We start from the raw sequence: 19,351 nt of genomic DNA on the forward strand, positions 1-19,351 counted from the left end.
TTACTAGTGCTCCATTAACTCTTGTTCTATTTTCGTTTTTATTTTATCAGGAACTGCTTGCTGAGCTTCATTAATTGCTTGCACAATAGCGTAGTAGCAGGCCTCCGTAGACGCATTTCCGTGACTTTTTATAACGGTAGACTGCAATCCTAACAGACTGGCTCCGTTATACTGGTCGGGGTTCATACGTTGAAACAAGCTTTTGATAAGTGGCAGCGCAAGTTTGCTTAGAATACGCGCAATTAAGGTTTCTTTCGTCAGCGTTTTAATTTCTTCAACTAAGAATTTAGCTATGCCTTCACTCGCTTTAAGCGCTACATTACCGGTAAATCCGTCAGTTACCACCACGTCGGTTTCACCGGCAAATATATCATCACCTTCAACATAACCCACATAGTTTATTGCACCGCATTCTTTTATTAAGCTGTTGGCATGTTTAACGAGGCTGTTGCCCTTTGTATCTTCTTCGCCTACATTCAATAGCGCTACTGCGGGAGATGCAATACCCTGGGTTTGCTGCATAAATACAGAGCCCATGAGCGCATATTGAAAAAGATTCTCAGCGTTATAGTTAATAGAAGCGCCTAAATCTAGCAGCAGGACTTTCTTTCGGTTTTGTGTTGGCAGTAGAGTACACAGCGCCGGTCTCGATATTCCAGGAATAGTCTTGAGCACATAGTACGCCATTGCTATTAAGGCACCGGTGTTGCCAGCACTTACGCAGGCGTTAGCAATATCTTGCTGGGTCAAGTCGAGGGCTTTACGCATACTTGAGCATTTTTTCTGCCGAATGGCCATAGCCGGATTATCGGTCATCTCGACAATTTGCGCACATATCTCGTAGGTAACGCGATTTGCATAGACTGCTAAGCTAGATTTAAAAGATGTAATAGATGTTTGATCGCCACATATAATAACGGCTACCGCATCAAAATTTGAAAGGATTTTGTGTGTTGCAGATAAAAAAACATGGGGGCCGCGATCGCCCCCCATGATATCTATTGCTATTGTGACATGCACAAATATAAGCCTGAATGCTTACTTTGCCGTCACTTTTTCACCTTTGTAAAAACCATCATTTGTCACATGGTGACGACGATGAGTTTCGCCAGAGGTCGCATCTACCGACAATGTCGCGCCTGGTAATGAGTCATGTGAACGACGCATTCCACGCGTAGAGCGTGTTCTTCTACTTTTCTGTACCGCCATGGGTTACTCCTAGTCTCGCTTAAGTTCTTTTAAAACCGCAAATGGGTTTTCACGCACTGGTCCCGGTTCGATGTCTCCAAACTGCATATTTTCAGCTTTTACCTTACATTCCTCATGAGAATGTAAGGGCACTAAAGGCAAAGATAGAATTAATTCATCTTCAAGCAGTTCAAATAAATCGACCTCTCCTTGGTCATCGACCTGTACCGGGTCGTATGCGTCTGGTAATAGGTCTGTTTGCTCACTCCCCTGCACGGGTGTGTAACAAAACTCAGTGTGAACTGAGTGGTCAAACACTTCATTACAGCGCTGACAAATTAGTTGCACCTGCGAACGCATTTCACCGTTAAAGTAAGTAAGACTCTGCGCGTCTTTTGAAAACTCAATTTTAACATGCACTTCAGGCGCAGCATCCGCTACCGCTGAGCTGTATCGTAACATTTCACGCGCCAAATAAACGCCATCGTACTTCGACCGCAACTGCGCGCTTTTGTTTGGATCTAGTTTTTTTGGTAATTTCACATTTGTCATAGCGCGCGCATGGTATATATTTGTGTGGCGTTAGTCAAAGCTTTTCATTCGTTTGGTTTTCATAGCTAGCGCCTGAAATGGTTTAAAGCCCCTATAGTATATATATTAACTGATGTGCAATATAGTAAAATTAGTCAAACTTCACAACACACATTTTAATTATAGGCAAATTTACTCTTCAGCTTAGATTACGCAAATAGCTATTAGAAATAAACACTATATTGATTCAACAAACCTACTCCTTTGGTTCCTAAAAATAATAAATCCTGTTTTCTTTGTCTAAATAGCGCTACCTTAACAAAACGTTCATAACGAATACAACGTCACATAAAAATATAAGGTTATTAAATATGTCAAAATTTGCAGTGTTTTTTACAATAATGGTCACTTTTTGCCTTGTCAATTTGCCAATGGCCAATGCTCAGCAAACCGCTTTAGTAGGCGGTCGTCTAATAGATGGTTTTGGCCATCAGCCGCTTGCCAATAGCGTTATTTTAATTAAAGATGGGATAATACTAAAAGTGGGGTCGATAGACACGTTACCGGTCCCTAACGACTATAAAGTGGTATCCACAGAAGGCATGGATGTGTTGCCCGGGCTGTGGGAAAACCATGCTCATTTAATGCTTACTGGGCATGCCGACTATGTGCACTGGCGTAAAGAGTATACATCTAAACTTGCTAGCGAAATAATGCCAGCAAGCGCCGAGCAGCTGCTCCTTGCGGGTATAACCAGTGCACGTGATTTAGGCGCGCCGCTTGAAGATTCGATATTAATAAAAAAACAAATTGAAAGTGGTGAAATCCCTGGCCCTCGCCTGTATGTATCAGGACCATTCTTGCAGCATAAACCTTACCCAGGTACCGAACATTATCGTTGGGGGATTGACGGCGTAAAAGATGCAAAGCTTAAGGTCAACAAGTTGGCTGACGCTGGAGTGGATATCATAAAGCTAATAGACCACGACATGATGACAATTGAGGAAGCTCAATCGATTGTAGATCAAGCTCACAAGCGTAATTTAGTGGTGGTGGCTCATGCACACAAACCTGACGAAATTAGACGTGGACTGGAGATTGGCGTTGATAATTTTGAGCATACCGGCTTGACGACTGCACCCGAATACCCAGAAGACGTTATTCGTTTGCTCAAAGAGCGTACTGCAAAAGGCCGCATTGCTGGTGGACCGTTATTTTGGACACCGACTGTAGAAGGTCTATGGAACTATGAGACAACAGTTTCAAATTTTGAACGCCTAGATGACAAGTGCTGGCATAGAGGACTAGAACCGAGCACGATTAAAGATATTCGTGATTCTCTTGGCAATGTGGGGCAGCTAGAATATATGCAGCTAACGCCGCTGCGAAAGCCTACACTTAAACGCAAAATTCAGCAGTTGAAAGATACCGGTGTCGTAATGCTAATTGGCACGGACAGCGGAATACCGACTAAATTCCATTGTCAGAGTACATGGAATGAACTTTCGGTATGGGTAAACGAAATGGATATTTCACCAATGGACACTATCAGAGCTGCCACATATTGGCCTTCGGTACTCATGAAGGTGAGTGATAAAACAGGCACTATTTCAGCCGGTAAATATGCCGATATTATTGCGGTTAAAGGTGATGTGCTGCGCTACATTAACTTGTTGCAAAACGTCGATATGGTAATGAAAGGTGGAAAAGTTTATAAGTTAAATGGCTTACCAACGGCTGATTAAGCCTATCAAATTTAGCTTGCTACACATTATCTAAACCAAGAAAACATAGTTAGTACCAGCAAGCTAACACCACTAGAACGACGCTAATGTTGTTATCTCACTATTTAGAGTTACGCAGCGATCATTACACTAGGAAAAACTTTTGCAAAAAAAAATCAAACTAATATTGCTTCAGACTCTACGAAATATTTAATTGAAGTACTACGCGAACACAATTGAGTATTTAAACTATTATGGTTGTACAATCAATACAGTCGTCACATCAACTATTTTTGATTTACTTATGTCAACTATCCAAAACCAGCACTGCCCTATTTTACTTGCCTCTTCTTCAAAATACCGTGCGAAGTTGCTGGCGCAATTGGGGCTAGATTTTGTTCAGGCAGCGCCTAACATTGACGAGTCAGCTATAGATAAAGAAATGCCACATGACATGGTAAGTAGGTTAAGCGAACAAAAAGCATTAGTGTTATCTGAGCAACATCCCATGCATATTATTATATCGTCAGACCAAATCGCGGTGACGCAAAGGAATGAAATTTTAGGCAAACCGCTTACTCATGAGCGCGCGGTTGAACAGCTTATGCAGGTAAGTGGCCAAAAACTTACTTTTCTTACGGGCTTGTGTGTGTTATCCCCTTTGCCTAACAGCGCTGACGGCTGGCATAAGCAATTAGCGGTTGTGCCCTATTATGTACACTTTCGACCCTTAAGCCTTGCGCAGATAAATGATTATATTACACGAGAACAGCCTTTAGACTGCGCCGGTGCTTTTAAGGTAGAAGGCTTAGGCATTAGCTTATTTGAAAAGCTAGAGGGTGATGATCCTAACAGTCTGATTGGCCTGCCGCTTATTGCTTTATGTAGCATGTTGGCAAATATAGGCCGTCCAATTTTAGGGGGATAACCAAGCTATATCATTCTGCGGTAGTGTATCGTGGTGCACCATAGTCCGACATTATTTGTGCATAAATTTATACAAGCTTTACTACTTACTTTCTCGCACACCAAGGCTCAGCTTTTTTTGCAATATGCCTGAAAACCAAACCATCCCGCAGTCGCACAACAACTGGTTAAGAATGTACCCCATACCCAATCAGTCAACATAATTTTAAGCGTAAAACCTTCTATTATGCTATAGGCTGTAAGGTTGTATGCCCCATAGCTGGCTAGGCCTAAAAGCGCACCGTCTATGGCCGCGTAGGTCCATAGTTTTTCTCTATTGGGCAACACGGCTAATAAGAAGGTAACACTAGTGTATATCAAGTAAAATATTAACCAAGGCCAAGTTATAAACTGGCTTCGCATAAGCGACTGCATTTCAGTTTGATACCAGTTAGTGGCAAAGTAACCTAACCAAAATGCATCTAGAATAGCAAAGCTTATACAAATGCATGTTAGCGATATGACGATACTGCGCATAAACTTTTTAACATTGGTCAGCATGATGTAATCTTCCTTTACTTATTGTACTTAGTAATCGTAAACAGACATGCATACTTTACCCAAAAAACCAGTACGACACCATAATTGCTGCAAAGATGCCCGCAAAATCAGCCGCTAAACAACAGCCAACCGCGTAGCGACTGTGTTTTATGCCAACGGCGCCTAAATAAACTGCCAGTACGTAAAAGGTGGTTTCGGTGGAGCCTTGCATAACCGATGCTAAACGCCCTACAAAAGAGTCAGCGCCGTGAAACTGCATCGTTTCAATCATGAGTGCTCGAGCACCAGAGCCACTTAATGGTTTCATCATTGCGGTAGGTAGCGCATCTACAAAGCGGGTGTCTAGTCCTACTAAGGCAACCAAGAAAGCCACTTGATCAGTGACAAACTCCATAACTCCGCTGGCCCGTAGCATTCCAATAGCGAATAGCATCGCCAATAAGAAAGGAATAATTGACACCGCCACGTCAAAACCTTGCTTAGCACCTTCAACGAATTGTTCGTAGGTGTCTTGGCCTTTACGCCAGCCAATCACTAAGACGGCAACAATGAAGGTCATTAGTGCAAAGTTGGCAATTAAACTCGATTGACTGGCTAGCTGATCAGCGGCTAACCTTGAAAAGTAAAGCATAACTGCCGCTAACAAACTAAAGGCACCGACTAAGTAAATTAGCACCACGCGGTTAAATAAATTTACTTTTTGCACTGCGCAGGTGACTATCAAACCCACTAAAGTGGATGCGCTAGTGGCCAGCAGAATAGGAATAAACACATCGGTTGGCTGAGCTGCGCCTTGCTCTGCTCGATACAAAAATACGGCAATAGGAAATAAGGTCACAGACGAGGTGTTTAACACTAAAAATAATATTTGGGAATTTGTAAGCGTATCTTTTACCGGGGATAAGGTCTGCATATCCTGCATGGCTTTTATGCCAAAAGGCGTTGCTGCGTTGTCAAGGCCAAGAATATTTGCCGACATATTCATGGTAATACTGCCAAGCGCAGGATGATCTCTTGGTATATCAGGCATTATACGGCACAGCAGCGGGGCCAACAGTCTTGAAAATTTAGCGATTAAGCCTGAGTTTTCGGCTACTTTAAATATGCCTAACCAAAAAGCCAGTAAGCCTATAAGGCCAAGGGCTATATCAACACTGGTGCGTGCCATGCTGGTAACGGCGGTCATGACTTGTTCAAAGCTGCCCATGTCACCAGTAACAACCACCTTGATACATGTGGCAATGAAGGAACTGACAATAAAAGCCAGCCAGATTTTGTGCAGCATAACTGCCCTCTTTTATTATGTTTTAAGAATTTTAGTCATAGTGAAACACTTAATGTATGCCAGCCAAAGGCTTTAATTGCGACATTTTGGCTTAGCATATAAGCATACTCGAAAAATAGTACCATCAAATACAAGCCTGGGATCTATTTATACTAAAAAGCACTTTATCTTTAACTCACAAATACGGTATAGTATAATTAAGTTAATGATTACACGCATTGCTCCTATGTATTATATTATGCTAGGAAATATGCGGTAAGAAAGTATGCAGTACAAAGTTTGATGTTAAAAGTTTGATATTAAAAGAGGCTTTTGTGGAAGCCTCCCGTTGTTGTAGTTAGTACAAGTTAGCGCAAGGCTCTTAAATGAGCCACCCCCTAAGCCTGGAACGTTTGTTCCAGGCCTTTTTAATTAGGTTTACCCTATCCTGCATGCTTTAAAAATCAGCATGTACAGCTGAACAACATATAATTTATTACTCTGTTTTAGCCAGTCTCAACAAACCTTCTTGCACAGACGAAGCAACCAATAAACCTTCTTTGTTATAAATTTTGCCCTGAACCAGCGCGCGTCCATTGCCGCTAAAGGGGCTTTCCATATCGTACATTAACCAATCGTCAAATCGAAACGAATGATGAAACCACATAGCGTGATCAATAGTCGCTAAGCGCAAGTTCTTATCTTGAATAGCCAAGCCGTGTGCACCAAGCGCCGTGCTTAAAAATTGAAAGTCTGACGCATATGCAAGTGAAGCCTGATTCAACCCTACATCGTTAGATGTTTCATCCCTGCCTTTAAACCAAAGCTGTCGTTTAGGCTCACGTTTTACAGTGTCAAACATATGCGAAGCATTAATGGTGCGAATATCTACGGGTCGATGAAACGGCAAGGCTTCTTTCATTTTTTTCGATAATTTACTAAAATTCACCTCATGAAATTTAATATCTTTTTCAACCGATTCAGGCTTGGGAACATCAGGCATTACACTAAACTGATGACTTAAGCCCTCTTCTACCTTTTGAAACGACGCGGTCATATAAAAGATAGTGCGCTTGTTTTGAATCGCTTTTACGCGCCTGGCTGAAAAACTTCTGCCATCACGCACTGTCTCAACTTCATATGTAACCGGCTTGGTCGCGTCTCCGGGCAATAAAAAATAACTGTGAAAGGAATGAATGCGCCTGTCATCGGGCAAGCTTCTGTAGGCCGCTATAACCGATTGCCCTAATACTTGACCACCATATAATGCTGGAAATCCCAAATCCCAACTTTTACCTTCATATAAACCTTTTTCGAGTGCTGTTAACTCAAATAATGACTGTAAACGTGCATCGCTCATGTGATCTCCAATTATCAAGGGTAAAAGTGCATGTTTGCGACCAAGTATAGTGATTAAAGACACACTTATAAATAGCTATTATACAGCCCTACACGCTTTTAAAAACATGCTTAGCCTTTATTATATTTTTTATGGGCGGTGTAGAACGACCCTCTAGAAACACCCACTCATAGACGCAAATAAAAGACGCTTAAATGAACTATTAGTGGGACCAGTTAGGCGACAAAGTTTGGTTGAATAATTATTGACTACAAAACATCCAGCTCATCACACGTATTCCTAATCGCTTTACGTGAAAGATAATACAAACACACGCGCCCTTGCGCTAGGGAACGTAAGGGTTTCTGGGATAAAAACGGGTGGGTAACGCTCGCTGCAATTTAAAAAAACGCGTGTCTTTATAAGGTAATTTCATAAAACCCGATATCCCTAAGCCTTCAATGGTCGGAATAAACGTAATAATGTCATTCAGCAGTTTTTTAAAAGCTTCTTCTTTAGAATGGTCTAAGAGCGTTACGTAACTGTGAACTTTAAGATGCTTAGGCAGTGCCTCAAATATGATGCAGCCAGTATGATGGATATTATTGAGCAAGCGTAGTCTTTCCAGTAAAGGTTCGGGCAATTTTAAAAGCTCATCAGGGTCTTCGCCGTCTTCAAAATAAGAATGCATACGGGATTGATCTTCTGCAACCGACACTTTGCTGACTTCATACCCTATTAGCATGTTTTGCTTTGGAATAAAGTTAGCGCTTTCATTTCGGCGCTCAACGTGCAGCGTGTTTTTTGCGTTAAACATGCACGATTTAAACACGCCTTTTCCGTCAATAGCTCGCGCTAGATTTATCATGTTGTCGACACTTCTATCGAATGAATATTGCATGCTGGGGTTATATAATTTTAACGACGAGTCTACGTACATACCGTCTTTTTGCCAGCGAATGGCTAGGCCTCCTACCACTGGGTATTTTCCCAAACGACTCACGGCCGAAATAAACGCTTTTTCAGTTTCGCCCATGCCTTGCAGAAAGTTTTTATAATAACGGTCAAATTGGGCATCGTTGATATAATTTAAATTGGCCTTGTCAAAGCCCTCTTGATCTCGCAAAAACGACTTTCTGGAACTGTATACAACGGTTTCAATATCTTTAGTTATTTTACTTATCCACGTTGGCAATGAACAAATACTGTCGTCCACCACATCTTTTACCACAATACGCTTAAAGTGATGATAATTTTTAAACAAGTAATCGCCGCCGCGCAATCGAGTAGCGTGGTCATCGCTTAACAGCGCTTCTAAACACTGTGCTAAAGCTTGAGGTAAACCTAAGGATGAAGGCTTAATTACATGACAGCCGAAGCGCGACGACTGGCCCGACGCTAAAGCATAGATGGTCGAGGCTAAGCCTTGTTCATCGAAGCGAGGTGACGACATTTTGCCACTTAACTGATCATCGCCAATAAAATATACGTCGCCAAGTCGGGCGTTGGTTTGTTGTATGTCGCTGGACATTAAATCCATGACATTGTTGCCAATATGTTGCCCTTGATTATCAAGTTGAGCAAATACAGAAGAACCCCAATCAATCAGCATTAAGGTGTCGGTGCTGTCATCCCACACCACATTAGAGGGTTTCACATCGCCATGCACAATTGGTCTACTCACCCCGTTTTCAAAAAAACCGCGTAAACTCATTAATACGTCACACAAAGAGACTAAAATACTAAGCAAAGTAGTAATAGGTAGGGGGCCGTATTTTAGCGAAAACTGTTCTAAATCTTCACCAGGCGCACGCTTCATGGCTAAAATAGACTGGCGTTTAATTTTTTGAAAAGCGATGACTTTGGGAATGTTAGGGTGAAGCAGCAAGCCCTGCATGTAAGCTTCTTCTTCGAATCTGTCTTGCACGTGTTGAGGCAGCGTTACCTTCGAAAATTTGAATACGCGCTCTTCTCCTAGTGCAGATTTTCCAGCAAAGGCAAAACCAAATGCACCTTTGCCAATTAATTCAACGTTAAAATAGCCAAGCCTTTCAAGCTGTTTCTCGCATAGAGCAAACCAGTTTTTTAATTTTTTGGCATCTTTATGTGACAGCAAATATACCGACTGATCATCTGGTATATAAAAATGTTTAAGCGTTAGCTCTTTCATTTTGTAAGTCCCTTGTGTCTACCATAATACAAACTTCAGTCTGCAAAACGCACAGTTTATTGTGTATATGGGGTAATAACAGCATTATCATCACTAGGGAGGATCTACTAGCATTGACACTTTAGAAAGGTCACTAGCACCAGCATGAGCTAACGTTTTTAAATACTCAAGTGCTGATTTTAACGTAGAATCAAAGTGCCAAGGCGGGTTAAACACCACCATTCCCGAGCCGTACATGCCCACATTTTCGCTAGGTGTTTGATGTGCAAACTGAATGTCTAGCAAGCCTATTTTATGCTGAGCGGCAAGTTCAGTGAAAGCGAGCAGCATTTTTTCACTTAAACCATGTTTTGGCGTGTCTACTGTAGCGCCGCTGACTCTGTCTATTCGCTGCTGCGATAATAGCGGATACCATATGGCATATATGCCATTTTGCCACTTACTCAGGGCTTTGCTTATCGATTCAACAACCTGTTCATATTCAACTACTTGTTCATAAGGCGGGTCAATTAACACTAAGCCTCTATTTGGCTTAGGCGGCGTTAGCGCATTTAGCAGCTCAAAGCCATCTCGATGGTGACAATGAAATTCGCTATGACTTGTCCATTGTTTAAGATCACTATAAGCACTTGGATGAAGCTCACTAATATGCATATTGACATGCGCAAAGGTGTTTTGATCTGCACCTTTTTCTTGTGCTAATAAGCCAAGCATTTCCCAAGCAACAAGGGGTGAGCCTGGGTAACTAAGTTTAGCCATATAGGGCTTAATAAGGCGCATGTAATCAACAATAATCGCCGGTGTTTGGGACGTTTCTTGTAAAAAACGCGCCGCTACTTCATCGTGATGGCCTTGTTCTTGAATATCATAGCAGCCATTGCCAGCGTGAGTATCCAGGAAAAAAAAGGTTTTGTTTTAACGCTGAGCGCTCTAATAAGGGCGCATAGGGTTACGTGTTTTAAAACGTCAGCGTGATTACCGGCATGAAATGCGTGTTGGTAACTTAGCAATGAGAGACTCCTATAATATGGCGGTCAGTTATCTAATATATTAGCGCAAGTGTACTAACATTTTTTCAGGATGGCAGAGATAATCCATCCATAAGTTATTAAATTTCACCATTGTGGCGCCATCAATCACGCGATGATCTCCCGACCAGTTTACCATCATAATGTTACTAGCAAAAACATCACCGATGGGCGTAAAGCGAGGCAGTTTCTGTGTTTTACCCAAGGCCACTATTGCGACGTCGGGTTTGTTAATAACCGGCGTAGCGGTAATACCCCCAATGGCCCCAATGTTTGACAGGCTAATAGATCCATTCGAAAGTTCGGCATTGCTGAGCTTACCTAAGCGAGCCCGCTCAATAATTCCGTTTAACTGCTGCGCAATATCAAACAGTGATAGGGTTTCAACGTTTTTAATATTGGGTACCAGCAAACCTATTTTTGAATCAACCGCAATGCCAATATTATGTGCGCTTAAATAGGTGAGCAGCGTGCCTGCCTCATTCAGCCGGCTGTTTAATACCGGGTATGTCTTCATAGCCAGCGACAGTGCTTTAATAAAGAAAGGTAAAAAGCTCAGCTTTACCGATTCAGCTTCAAATACAGGTTTGAGATCATTACGCAAGGCAATTAGCTTATCCATGCACAGTTCATCCGACACCGAAAAATGCGGAATAGTGCTAACACTGGCCATCATTTGCTTGCCCATGGTGGCGCGAATACCTTTAATGCTTTCTATCCTGTCATCGTTTGATGAAGCTTTTTCAATACCTGAAGTTTGCGCTGAGTTTGGCGCGGTTTGAGTATTTTGCGACGCTTGCGAATGCTCTTTATGGCTAGAAAGTGCCTGCATAACATCTTGTTTTAACACTCTACCTTTGTGACCCGTTGGCTTTATATCACTCAAAGAAATTTCATTTTCTTTGGCTAAGCGTCTTACTGCCGGACTTGCAATCGCGCGGCTGACTTGTACAGGCGGCTCGTATTTTTCGCCCTGCTGATGCTTATTTGTATCACTTGCGATGCCTGCAATAGAGCTTACAGCGGGCTGCTTCAGCGAATGGTGTAACGCCGGCTCTGCTGTAGACGCAGAAGTGTTGCTGGTATTAGTTAAGTCTTGTGCTCCGCTGTCTATCTCTTGGTCAAATAAAGGCGTATGAACACCGGCAGTATCACCTTTTGCATAGTGTAGCTTAACTATTTTACCGTTGTATTTAGCTGGTATCTCAACCACGGCTTTGTCTGTCATTACTTCTACCACTGCCTGGTCTTCACTCACCACATCGCCTTCACTGACCAACCATTGCATAATCTCGCATTCAACAATACCTTCCCCAATATCAGGTAATATGAATGACTCAATTTGCGCTGAGCCAGAAGCTGTAGCTTTAATTGGCTGCGCTTCACTTTCAGGGCTAAGTTCGACTGTTTCAGCGCGCTCATCGCTTGATGACTGCATCGCAAACAAAGGCTCATGCACCCGAGCAATATCGCCTTCTTTATAATAAAGCTTGCTGACTATACCGTTGTGCATAGCGGGTATTTCGACCGTTGCTTTGTCGGTCATAAGCTCAGCTATAGGCTGATCTTCAACCACGGTGTCGCCTTCGGCCACTAGCCATTTAAGCAACTCACACTCAACAATGCCTTCGCCAATATCGGGTAATATAAAATCGTTCATGTGCGTAAAACCTCAGTAATCTAGTGTGCGCTTTATTGCTTCGTACGTTTTTAAGTGATCAGGCATGTATTCTTTTTCATGCGCTAAGGGATAAGGCGTATCAAGACCACAAACACGCGCAATTGGCGCCTCTAAATATAAAAAACATTCTTGCTGAACAGTGGCAGCTATTTCACTGGCAAAACCGCCAGTTAAGGGCGCTTCATGATTAATGAGTAATCTGCCCGTTTTATACACCGACTGAAAAATAGTCTCAGCATCCCAGGGCAAAATACTCTGCAGATCTATAATTTCACACGAAATACCATCTTTTTTAGCCATTTCAGCTGCTTTTTCAAGGACTTCTACCTGGGCACCCCATGCTAATAAGGTAATGTCAGTTCCGGTCGCTACAATATCGGCTTTGCCTAAGGGTAACTCATAGTCGTTCTCGGGCACATCCCCTACCGACGCGCGGTAAATCTTTTTAGGCTCCATGAAAAGCACCGGGTTGTCGTCACGAATACTGGCAATTAACAAGCCTTTTGCTTGTTTAGGGTTACGTGGAATTACTACTTTCATACCCGGAATATGGGCAAAAAAAGCTTCAGGTGACTGCGAGTGATAAAGACCTCCTGCAATACCGCCGCCGTAAGGGGTGCGAATAGTTAAGGTACCGCAGCTAAATTGACCGCCAGAGCGATAGCGCCATTTAGACGTTTCATTCACAATTTGGTCAAATGCAGGAAAAATGTAGTCACTAAATTGGATTTCAGCTACAGGAACTGAGCCCTGCGAGGCTAAGCCGTTGGCAAAACCAATAATACCCTGTTCACTGAGGGGTGTATTAAAGCAGCGTGACTTGCCAAACTTTTCCTGCAAGTTTGAAGTGGCTCTGAAAACGCCCCCAAAATGGCCTACATCTTCTCCAAACACCATGACTTTCTCATCGGCTTCCATGGTGGTAACAAGTGCGTTGTTAATAGCCTGTAGTAGATTCATCTTTGCCATGGTCTTATCTCCCTGCCGTTTTTGGATAATCTTGTGGATACTTGGCAATATGGCTTTCTAACTCTGACAACTGCTTTTTGAGATGCCATGGCGGAGTATCATACACATCCTCTATGATATCTTTGAGCGGGTTTACCGGCACTTTTTCAGCGCGTTTTAACGCTGCCAGTATGTCTTCACGACTTTTATCTAGGTATGCATCCATCTCTTTTTCATCAAACCAGCCTTTCGAATCTAAATAGCGTGCAAAACGCAGCAGCGGATCTTTTAACTGCCATTTAACTTCTTCATCTTTACTTCTATAGCCACTGGGATCATCTGAGGTACTGTGCGCAGCAAGGCGATAGGTCATAGCTTCAATTAGCACAGGGGTATTTTCGGCTAAAGCTAGTTTACGCGCGGTTTGCGTAGCGGCATAAACAGCCAGCACGTCGTTACCGTCTACTCTGATGGTGGGTACGCCGTAGCCTACTCCTCTAGCGGCAATACCGTCGCCCACAAACTGCTCTTGTGAGGGCGTTGAAATGGCATAACCGTTATTACGACAAAAGAAAATAGTGGGGCATTTGAGCACGGCGGCCATATTTAGCCCTGCATGAAAATCGCCCTCGGAGGCAGCGCCTTCACCAAAGTAACAAATAGTTACGGCAGGTGCACCGGCCATTTTTTGGCCATATGCGTAGCCTGCAGCTTGCGGTATTTGGGTCCCAAGCGGTGACGATATCGTCATAAAATTTAGCGCTTTGTCGCCATAGTGAATCGGCATTTGACGGCCTTTATTTGGGTCAAGATGATTACTGAACATCTGATTCATAAACTGATCAGTAGTATAGCCGCGGTACACAAGTGCACCCTGTTCGCGATACTGCGACATGATCATATCGTCGCTGCTTAACGCGGCAGCAGAAGCGACTATTGCGGCCTCCTCTCCTCTACAGGCCAAGTAAAAGCTAATTCTGCCTTGGCGCTGAGCACCAATCATGCGATCGTCTAATAAACGCGTAAAAGACATACTCTTATATATTTTAAGCGCTTCTTCTTTACTCAATTTGGGGGACTGCTGATTGTTTTTTTCTTCACCATGCTCGTCTAACAATTGCAGCATAGGTATTTCAAGTAAGCCATTCTTAATAATGTCTACTTCAAATATTAGCTTAATGCCGTGTAAATGATTTCTCTCTTGCATTGTTAACACCGTTACCTTATGAAATATAAACTTTTGCTGATAAATTAAGCACTTTTATAAACAAACGCTAAGGGTCTTATTTTGACGCTTTTGTACCTCTATACTAATAAAGCTTGAGTTTATCTGTATTGCTAAATCATAGGAATGACAAATTTTAAGTGTGAGCTAATTCATAGTTTTACGCCAATACTAGGATACGTATCCTATTTGTAAAAATTATGTTTATATTTTACTACATATAATTAAAAACTATTAATGCAAACTACACTCTCAAAGCAGATAACCGATATATAATGTTCATTCGTCCAGATTTACGCTTCCAATAGATTTGTAGAAAATAATCCAAACCTTTAATGACGCATTAGGTTCTTATTGCTACAAGACCCAAACAGGTTCATCTGGTAGAGTCCGTATTCGATATCAAATAAATATCAGAGGAAATGAATGTATTTTCATAGAGTAATTATTGTTAGCGTATGCATTGTCATATGCGCTGCGTCTTTTGCCAGCGCGAGTAACAAGATAACAAATTCTTATGCGCTTAATAGCCAAGCTTTGTTGGCAATGAAAAATGCTCACGTTACTTTACAGACGCCCATGCGGGTTGTAAAAAGCAGTTCCAATATAAGCAAAGATTTAGGGCTGAGGCGTAAACAATTTATTTATGAGCCTGATTTATCCAAAGATACGCTGTACACCTATATTATTCAATTAAGTGAACCAGCCGTGGCACAAGAGCCGCGAGCGCTTTCTCAAATGAGCTCACAAAAGCAGCAAACCAACCGCGTCAATAAACAACGAAACGCTAGCTCTTCACAAAACGATGCAGTGAGCAAGCAAATGGCTAAAATTTTGCATCAGCAACAAGGTTTTTTGGACCAAAGCGCAGCGCAACTATTTACTATTAAACCACTGGCACGCTACCAGTATGGCATTAACGGCTTGGCCGTGCGCCTAACTCAGGCCCAAGCCCAACGTTTATCTGAGCTGAAGCACGTTAAGAACATTCAAAGAGAGCAAATCAGAAAACTTAACGCCGACCGCGGCCCAATGCTTATTGGCGCACCAAAAGTATGGGATGGCACCGCATTTCCTGGTGTTGGGCAAACGTCTGGCGAAGGAATTGTTATTGGTATTATCGATTCAGGCATAAATACCGACCATCCATCATTTGCCGAAGTAGCAGGCGACGGATATATTCATACTAACCCTCGCGGCAACGGCAATTATTTAGGCGATTGCGCCCGAAATTTTCCCGAACTATGTAACAACAAACTTATTGGGGTTTACAGCTACACTGACATCACCAACGACTATAGCGACACCAGTATTTTTCCGCCTAACTTACCGCGAAACGGTGAAGATTACGGCGGTCATGGCAGTCATGTGGCGTCCATTGCCGCAGGCAACATATTGTTTAACGTTGATGAAGTGACCCCTAGTGAAGGTGAAGAGCGCAGCTCAGGCACGCCCACCGGTTTTATCTTTGCTCAAGTGTCAGGGGTTGCCCCGCGCGCTAATATCATTTCGTATCAAGTATGCTACGGCGGCACCAAAGAAGCCGGCGATTTTTACGGCGATTGCAAAGGCAGTGCTATTTTAAAGGCGATAGACGACGCCATTAAAGACAAAGTAGATGTGATTAACTTTTCAATAAGTGGCGGTAATAACCCTTGGCTTGATCCGGTGGAACAGGCTTTATTGTCAGCCCGAAATGCCGGTATATTTGTGGCGGTATCTGCTGGCAACGATGGCCCAGAAACACTTAGTTCAGAAAAGACAGCACCATGGTATACCAGTGTGGCGGCCAGTGAACACGGTCGTGAAAACTTATTTATCAAACAGTTAGGGTCGTTTAGCGGTGGATCAAGTACACTAAATGCAATGTCAGGGCAAAGTAACACAGGATCATTAACTGCCGCCATTGTTTATGCAGGAAGCTTTATTAATCCTAACGACCCGGGCGGCGATCCGGCGCAGTGTTTAGAGCCTTTCCCAAACGGTACTTTTAATGGTCAAATAGTGGTCTGTGACAGGGGCAATATCGCACGTATTCAAAAAGCCATGCACGTGCGCGATGGCGGCGCAGGCGGCTATGTATTAGTAAATCTAGACGGCGGCGAAACCTTTTTAGCCAGTGACCAATACGTAATACCCGGCATTCATCTTAACGCCAACAACGGCAATAGCTTAAAAGACTGGCTTAGATCAGGTCGAAATCATAGCGCTAGTATAAGCGCTGGGGTGCCATCTCAAGTCATTGATACTAGTCGAGTAGATGTGATGGCTAATTATTCTTCTCGCGGACCAAATAAAAGCATCAGCACTTTGGTACCCACCATAACCGCGCCAGGCAGCCGTATTTTTGCCGCCTACGCCGACGAACAGCTCGGTCATGATGGGCAAGAGCCCGCCGCAAGTAACTTTGCAACAATAGACGGTACGTCTATGTCTAGTCCGCATGTTGCCGGCAGTGCTGCTTTAATTAAGTCCGCTAAACCAAACTGGGGACCAGATGAAATAAGATCGGCAATGGCCTTAACCGCCATTACTAGCGTTAAAAAAGATGACGAAACGTCTACACGCACCATTTACGCTGACTTTTTCGATATGGGCTCTGGTAGAGTACAAGTAGACAAAGCGATTGCGAGTCCCTTTATTATGAGCGAAACGTCCGCTAACTATGCAGATGCAGATCCTGATAGATTGGGTGAACCTAGAAGCCTTAACCTACCCTCAATAACCGACAATCGATGTGCTGGTATTTGCACATGGTCGCGCACGTTTACCGCGACAACAGACGCTGCGTTTGACTATGAACAAGTAGTTATTTCACCTGCCCTTAGGGTTGAGGCCACACCCTCTCGCTTTACCCTGTTAACCGGCCAATCACAAAGGGTATCATTTAGCATTAATAGTCTACAGGCTTCAAAAACTGACTACTCGTTTGCACTGGCAAGATTTACTTCGCCCGGTTTACCTGATGTATCATTGCCGGTGAGTATATTGTCATCTATCGGTAACTTTCCTCTTAGCATCGACATAAGTGCTAGGCGCAGCAACGACTCCTTCTTAATAAAAGATATAGACGCTATCAGTATTGAGAATTTCGAACTTAAAGCGTATAAGCCTGTTAAAGCCAATTCAGTCAAATCCACTATTGGCGCAGATAGTGATACAAGTAGTTACTTAGACAATGTAAATGAAGGCGTAAATATAACCCAAGTAAGGGTTATGGAAGGTGCTAAACGCTTGGTGACGCGAATTAAAAAAACCAGCTCACGAGATATAGACTTATTTGTGCTATTTGATGGCAACGACGACGGTACACCTTCACTTATTGAGGAAATTGCGCGCAGTGTCACTACAAATTCTTTAGACGAAATACATATAAACTATCCCAAAGCAGGCACTTATTTTATTGTGGTTCAAAATTATTCACCCTCGGGCGATAGCCCAGACACTTTTGAGATGCGTTACGCAATAGTTACTAACGAAGTAGCCGGGAGTAGCCTTAACGTAGACGCGCCTAGTAGATTGGAATCAGATATGCCGTTTGATTTACGCATTATTTATGATTTACCTCAGTCAAAAAGCGGTGAGGATTACTATGGCGCTGTTGGCATGGGCACAAGTGTTGATGAAGAGGATATCGGACTGTTAAACATAGATATTACCCGTGTAGATAACGATGTATTTATAGACGGTATTGCAACACGCTTACGGGCTGGTGAAAGAACGTCATTAAACGTAACGGTTGAGGCAAACCCGAGCAATGAAGCACGCGACTATCGTATTACATTACCGATTCCGGTAGGCGTTAAAATTGTCAATTTTTCTACGACTAACAGCGGTCAATTGATAAACAATGAAATTGAGTGGCGTGTTAACAAGCCAGCAGGATCTTCATCAAACAGCACCTTGGACTTCACTATTGAAGCGCTGCAGGGCGTGTTTGCTGGCCCAATAATAATAAATATGAAAAGTGAACTGATTTCTTCTTCTTTCGCTGATGCTGAAACTAGCGAAAATTTTACCTCTGTTCAAGTTGAAGGCGCGCCTATCCTGAGCTTTGATGGAAACGACACTGCAAACTTAACCGTAACTGAAACCCAGATCTTAAACATACCTCTGTCGATTACAGAACCTAATAGTGACGATATAATAGTAAGTTTTCTGCAAACAGCAGGGCCTGCTGTGAGTATTACAACCTTGGCAGATAGTTATACTTTGCTAGCGCCTGCGATTGAGTCTGACACTCAGCTAAGGTATACCGTCACGGCTACTGATACCAATGGAAATTCAAGTACCGGCGCTATTGTAATTAATGTTGTTAACAATGCTTCACCCATTATTTCCTCAGTTAATGCTCCCGTAAGCGCCATTGGCGGCAGATCAATCACGATAAGCGTTGTTGCAAATGATCCTGAAAACGATACGCTTTTTATTCAGATAAACGGCCGAGATGTGACCGGTACAAGCGTTAATCTGACAACACCTATAGTCGGCAACAATGTAAGCTATGTTGTTTCGGTGAGTGATGGCATTACCGCTGTTGAGCAAACCATAACGGTCAGTTTAAATCAAATCGCGGGATCTGATCCAAGCTCGGGTGGGGGGAGTCTAGCATGGTGGATTATATGCCTGTTACCACTTGCAATATTGAGAAGAGTTCGAAAGTGTTAAGTGACGATACGTTTCAATATGAATCGCTAGCCACAGGGCTACATTTATTATTAAGTGAATATCGCCGTAATAAACAAAAAAAGAACAAAAGAAATGAGAGCTTTTGTCTTTTTTTATC

The 19,351-nt window shown here is 42.8% G+C and carries 14 protein-coding genes; 3 read left to right on the forward strand and 11 right to left on the reverse strand.

Annotation, left to right across the window (positions count from 1 at the left end; all coding sequences use genetic code 11):
- Window positions 1–3 precede the first annotated feature (3 nt).
- From plsX to yceD, 3 genes are read right to left on the reverse strand one after another with little or no spacing between them, the layout of a single operon-like run.
- Window positions 4–1,020, reverse strand: a complete 1,017-nt coding sequence (plsX, locus tag BAE46_RS01415; protein ID WP_274378072.1) for a phosphate acyltransferase PlsX — start codon at window positions 1,018–1,020, stop codon at window positions 4–6.
- Window positions 1,021–1,038: 18 nt separating this feature from the next.
- Window positions 1,039–1,209, reverse strand: a complete 171-nt coding sequence (gene rpmF / locus BAE46_RS01420) for a 50S ribosomal protein L32 (protein WP_040520148.1) — start codon at window positions 1,207–1,209, stop codon at window positions 1,039–1,041.
- Between the two features lie 9 nt (window positions 1,210–1,218).
- On the reverse strand, window positions 1,219–1,740 hold the full coding sequence (yceD, locus tag BAE46_RS01425; protein ID WP_070111593.1) for a 23S rRNA accumulation protein YceD: 522 nt from the start codon (window positions 1,738–1,740) through the stop codon (window positions 1,219–1,221).
- Between the two features lie 350 nt (window positions 1,741–2,090).
- On the opposite strand from yceD, the gene BAE46_RS01430 reads away from it, so the two are divergent.
- The gene (locus BAE46_RS01430) at window positions 2,091–3,464 is read left to right on the forward strand and encodes an amidohydrolase family protein (RefSeq protein ID WP_070111594.1); all 1,374 of its coding nucleotides are present in this window, start codon (window positions 2,091–2,093) and stop codon (window positions 3,462–3,464) included.
- Between the two features lie 283 nt (window positions 3,465–3,747).
- Window positions 3,748–4,371 carry a Maf family protein gene (locus BAE46_RS01435; protein WP_006003873.1) on the forward strand — a complete coding sequence of 208 codons (624 nt, stop codon included), beginning with the start codon at window positions 3,748–3,750 and terminating at the stop codon, window positions 4,369–4,371.
- A 107-nt stretch (window positions 4,372–4,478) separates the two neighbouring features.
- Here the strand turns inward: BAE46_RS01435 and BAE46_RS01440 are convergent, their stop codons facing one another.
- The 8 genes from BAE46_RS01440 to BAE46_RS01475 all read right to left on the reverse strand — a co-directional run bounded on the left by BAE46_RS01440 (window position 4,479) and on the right by BAE46_RS01475 (window position 14,547).
- Window positions 4,479–4,910: a DUF2177 family protein gene (locus BAE46_RS01440; protein WP_083256762.1), complete on the reverse strand. Its 432-nt coding sequence runs from the start codon at window positions 4,908–4,910 to the stop codon at window positions 4,479–4,481.
- A gap of 55 nt (window positions 4,911–4,965) precedes the next feature.
- Window positions 4,966–6,195: a nucleoside recognition domain-containing protein gene (locus BAE46_RS01445; protein ID WP_070111595.1), complete on the reverse strand. Its 1,230-nt coding sequence runs from the start codon at window positions 6,193–6,195 to the stop codon at window positions 4,966–4,968.
- Window positions 6,196–6,670: 475 nt separating this feature from the next.
- Window positions 6,671–7,534, reverse strand: a complete 864-nt coding sequence (locus BAE46_RS01450) for an acyl-CoA thioesterase (RefSeq protein WP_006003876.1) — start codon at window positions 7,532–7,534, stop codon at window positions 6,671–6,673.
- A gap of 325 nt (window positions 7,535–7,859) precedes the next feature.
- Window positions 7,860–9,683 (reverse strand): protein kinase domain-containing protein, encoded by a 1,824-nt coding sequence (locus tag BAE46_RS01455; protein WP_006003878.1) that lies wholly within the window; start codon window positions 9,681–9,683, stop codon window positions 7,860–7,862.
- 93 nt (window positions 9,684–9,776) lie between these two features.
- Window positions 9,777–10,580, reverse strand: a complete 804-nt coding sequence (rlmJ, locus tag BAE46_RS01460; protein ID WP_425307087.1) for a 23S rRNA (adenine(2030)-N(6))-methyltransferase RlmJ — start codon at window positions 10,578–10,580, stop codon at window positions 9,777–9,779.
- A gap of 153 nt (window positions 10,581–10,733) precedes the next feature.
- Window positions 10,734–12,371: a dihydrolipoyllysine-residue acetyltransferase gene (locus BAE46_RS01465; RefSeq protein WP_070111596.1), complete on the reverse strand. Its 1,638-nt coding sequence runs from the start codon at window positions 12,369–12,371 to the stop codon at window positions 10,734–10,736.
- A 12-nt stretch (window positions 12,372–12,383) separates the two neighbouring features.
- Window positions 12,384–13,361 carry an alpha-ketoacid dehydrogenase subunit beta gene (locus BAE46_RS01470; RefSeq protein ID WP_070111597.1) on the reverse strand — a complete coding sequence of 326 codons (978 nt, stop codon included), beginning with the start codon at window positions 13,359–13,361 and terminating at the stop codon, window positions 12,384–12,386.
- A 4-nt stretch (window positions 13,362–13,365) separates the two neighbouring features.
- Complete coding sequence (locus BAE46_RS01475; protein WP_070111598.1) at window positions 13,366–14,547, reverse strand: thiamine pyrophosphate-dependent dehydrogenase E1 component subunit alpha; 1,182 nt, start codon at window positions 14,545–14,547, stop codon at window positions 13,366–13,368.
- Between the two features lie 444 nt (window positions 14,548–14,991).
- Here BAE46_RS01475 and BAE46_RS01480 point away from each other — a divergent pair, with 444 nt between their 5' ends.
- Window positions 14,992–19,233, forward strand: a complete 4,242-nt coding sequence (locus BAE46_RS01480) for a S8 family serine peptidase (RefSeq protein ID WP_006003926.1) — start codon at window positions 14,992–14,994, stop codon at window positions 19,231–19,233.
- Window positions 19,234–19,351: the final 118 nt, after the last annotated feature.

This window comes from Glaciecola punicea, from assembly GCF_001756615.1.
Lineage (GTDB): Bacteria > Pseudomonadota > Gammaproteobacteria > Enterobacterales > Alteromonadaceae > Glaciecola > Glaciecola punicea.

Excerpts from the sequence above, each read along its gene's own strand:
- rpmF (WP_040520148.1), bottom strand. The coding sequence starts at position 1,209 with ATGGCGGTACAGAAAAGTAGAAGAACACGCTCTACGCGTGGAATGCGT.
- yceD (WP_070111593.1), bottom strand. The coding sequence starts at position 1,740 with ATGACAAATGTGAAATTACCAAAAAAACTAGATCCAAACAAAAGCGCG.
- BAE46_RS01430 (WP_070111594.1), top strand. The coding sequence starts at position 2,091 with ATGTCAAAATTTGCAGTGTTTTTTACAATAATGGTCACTTTTTGCCTT.
- BAE46_RS01435 (WP_006003873.1), top strand. The coding sequence starts at position 3,748 with ATGTCAACTATCCAAAACCAGCACTGCCCTATTTTACTTGCCTCTTCT.
- BAE46_RS01440 (WP_083256762.1), bottom strand. The coding sequence starts at position 4,910 with ATGCTGACCAATGTTAAAAAGTTTATGCGCAGTATCGTCATATCGCTA.
- BAE46_RS01445 (WP_070111595.1), bottom strand. The coding sequence starts at position 6,195 with ATGCTGCACAAAATCTGGCTGGCTTTTATTGTCAGTTCCTTCATTGCC.
- BAE46_RS01450 (WP_006003876.1), bottom strand. The coding sequence starts at position 7,534 with ATGAGCGATGCACGTTTACAGTCATTATTTGAGTTAACAGCACTCGAA.
- BAE46_RS01455 (WP_006003878.1), bottom strand. The coding sequence starts at position 9,683 with ATGAAAGAGCTAACGCTTAAACATTTTTATATACCAGATGATCAGTCG.
- BAE46_RS01465 (WP_070111596.1), bottom strand. The coding sequence starts at position 12,371 with ATGAACGATTTTATATTACCCGATATTGGCGAAGGCATTGTTGAGTGT.
- BAE46_RS01470 (WP_070111597.1), bottom strand. The coding sequence starts at position 13,361 with ATGGCAAAGATGAATCTACTACAGGCTATTAACAACGCACTTGTTACC.
- BAE46_RS01475 (WP_070111598.1), bottom strand. The coding sequence starts at position 14,547 with ATGCAAGAGAGAAATCATTTACACGGCATTAAGCTAATATTTGAAGTA.
- BAE46_RS01480 (WP_006003926.1), top strand. The coding sequence starts at position 14,992 with ATGTATTTTCATAGAGTAATTATTGTTAGCGTATGCATTGTCATATGC.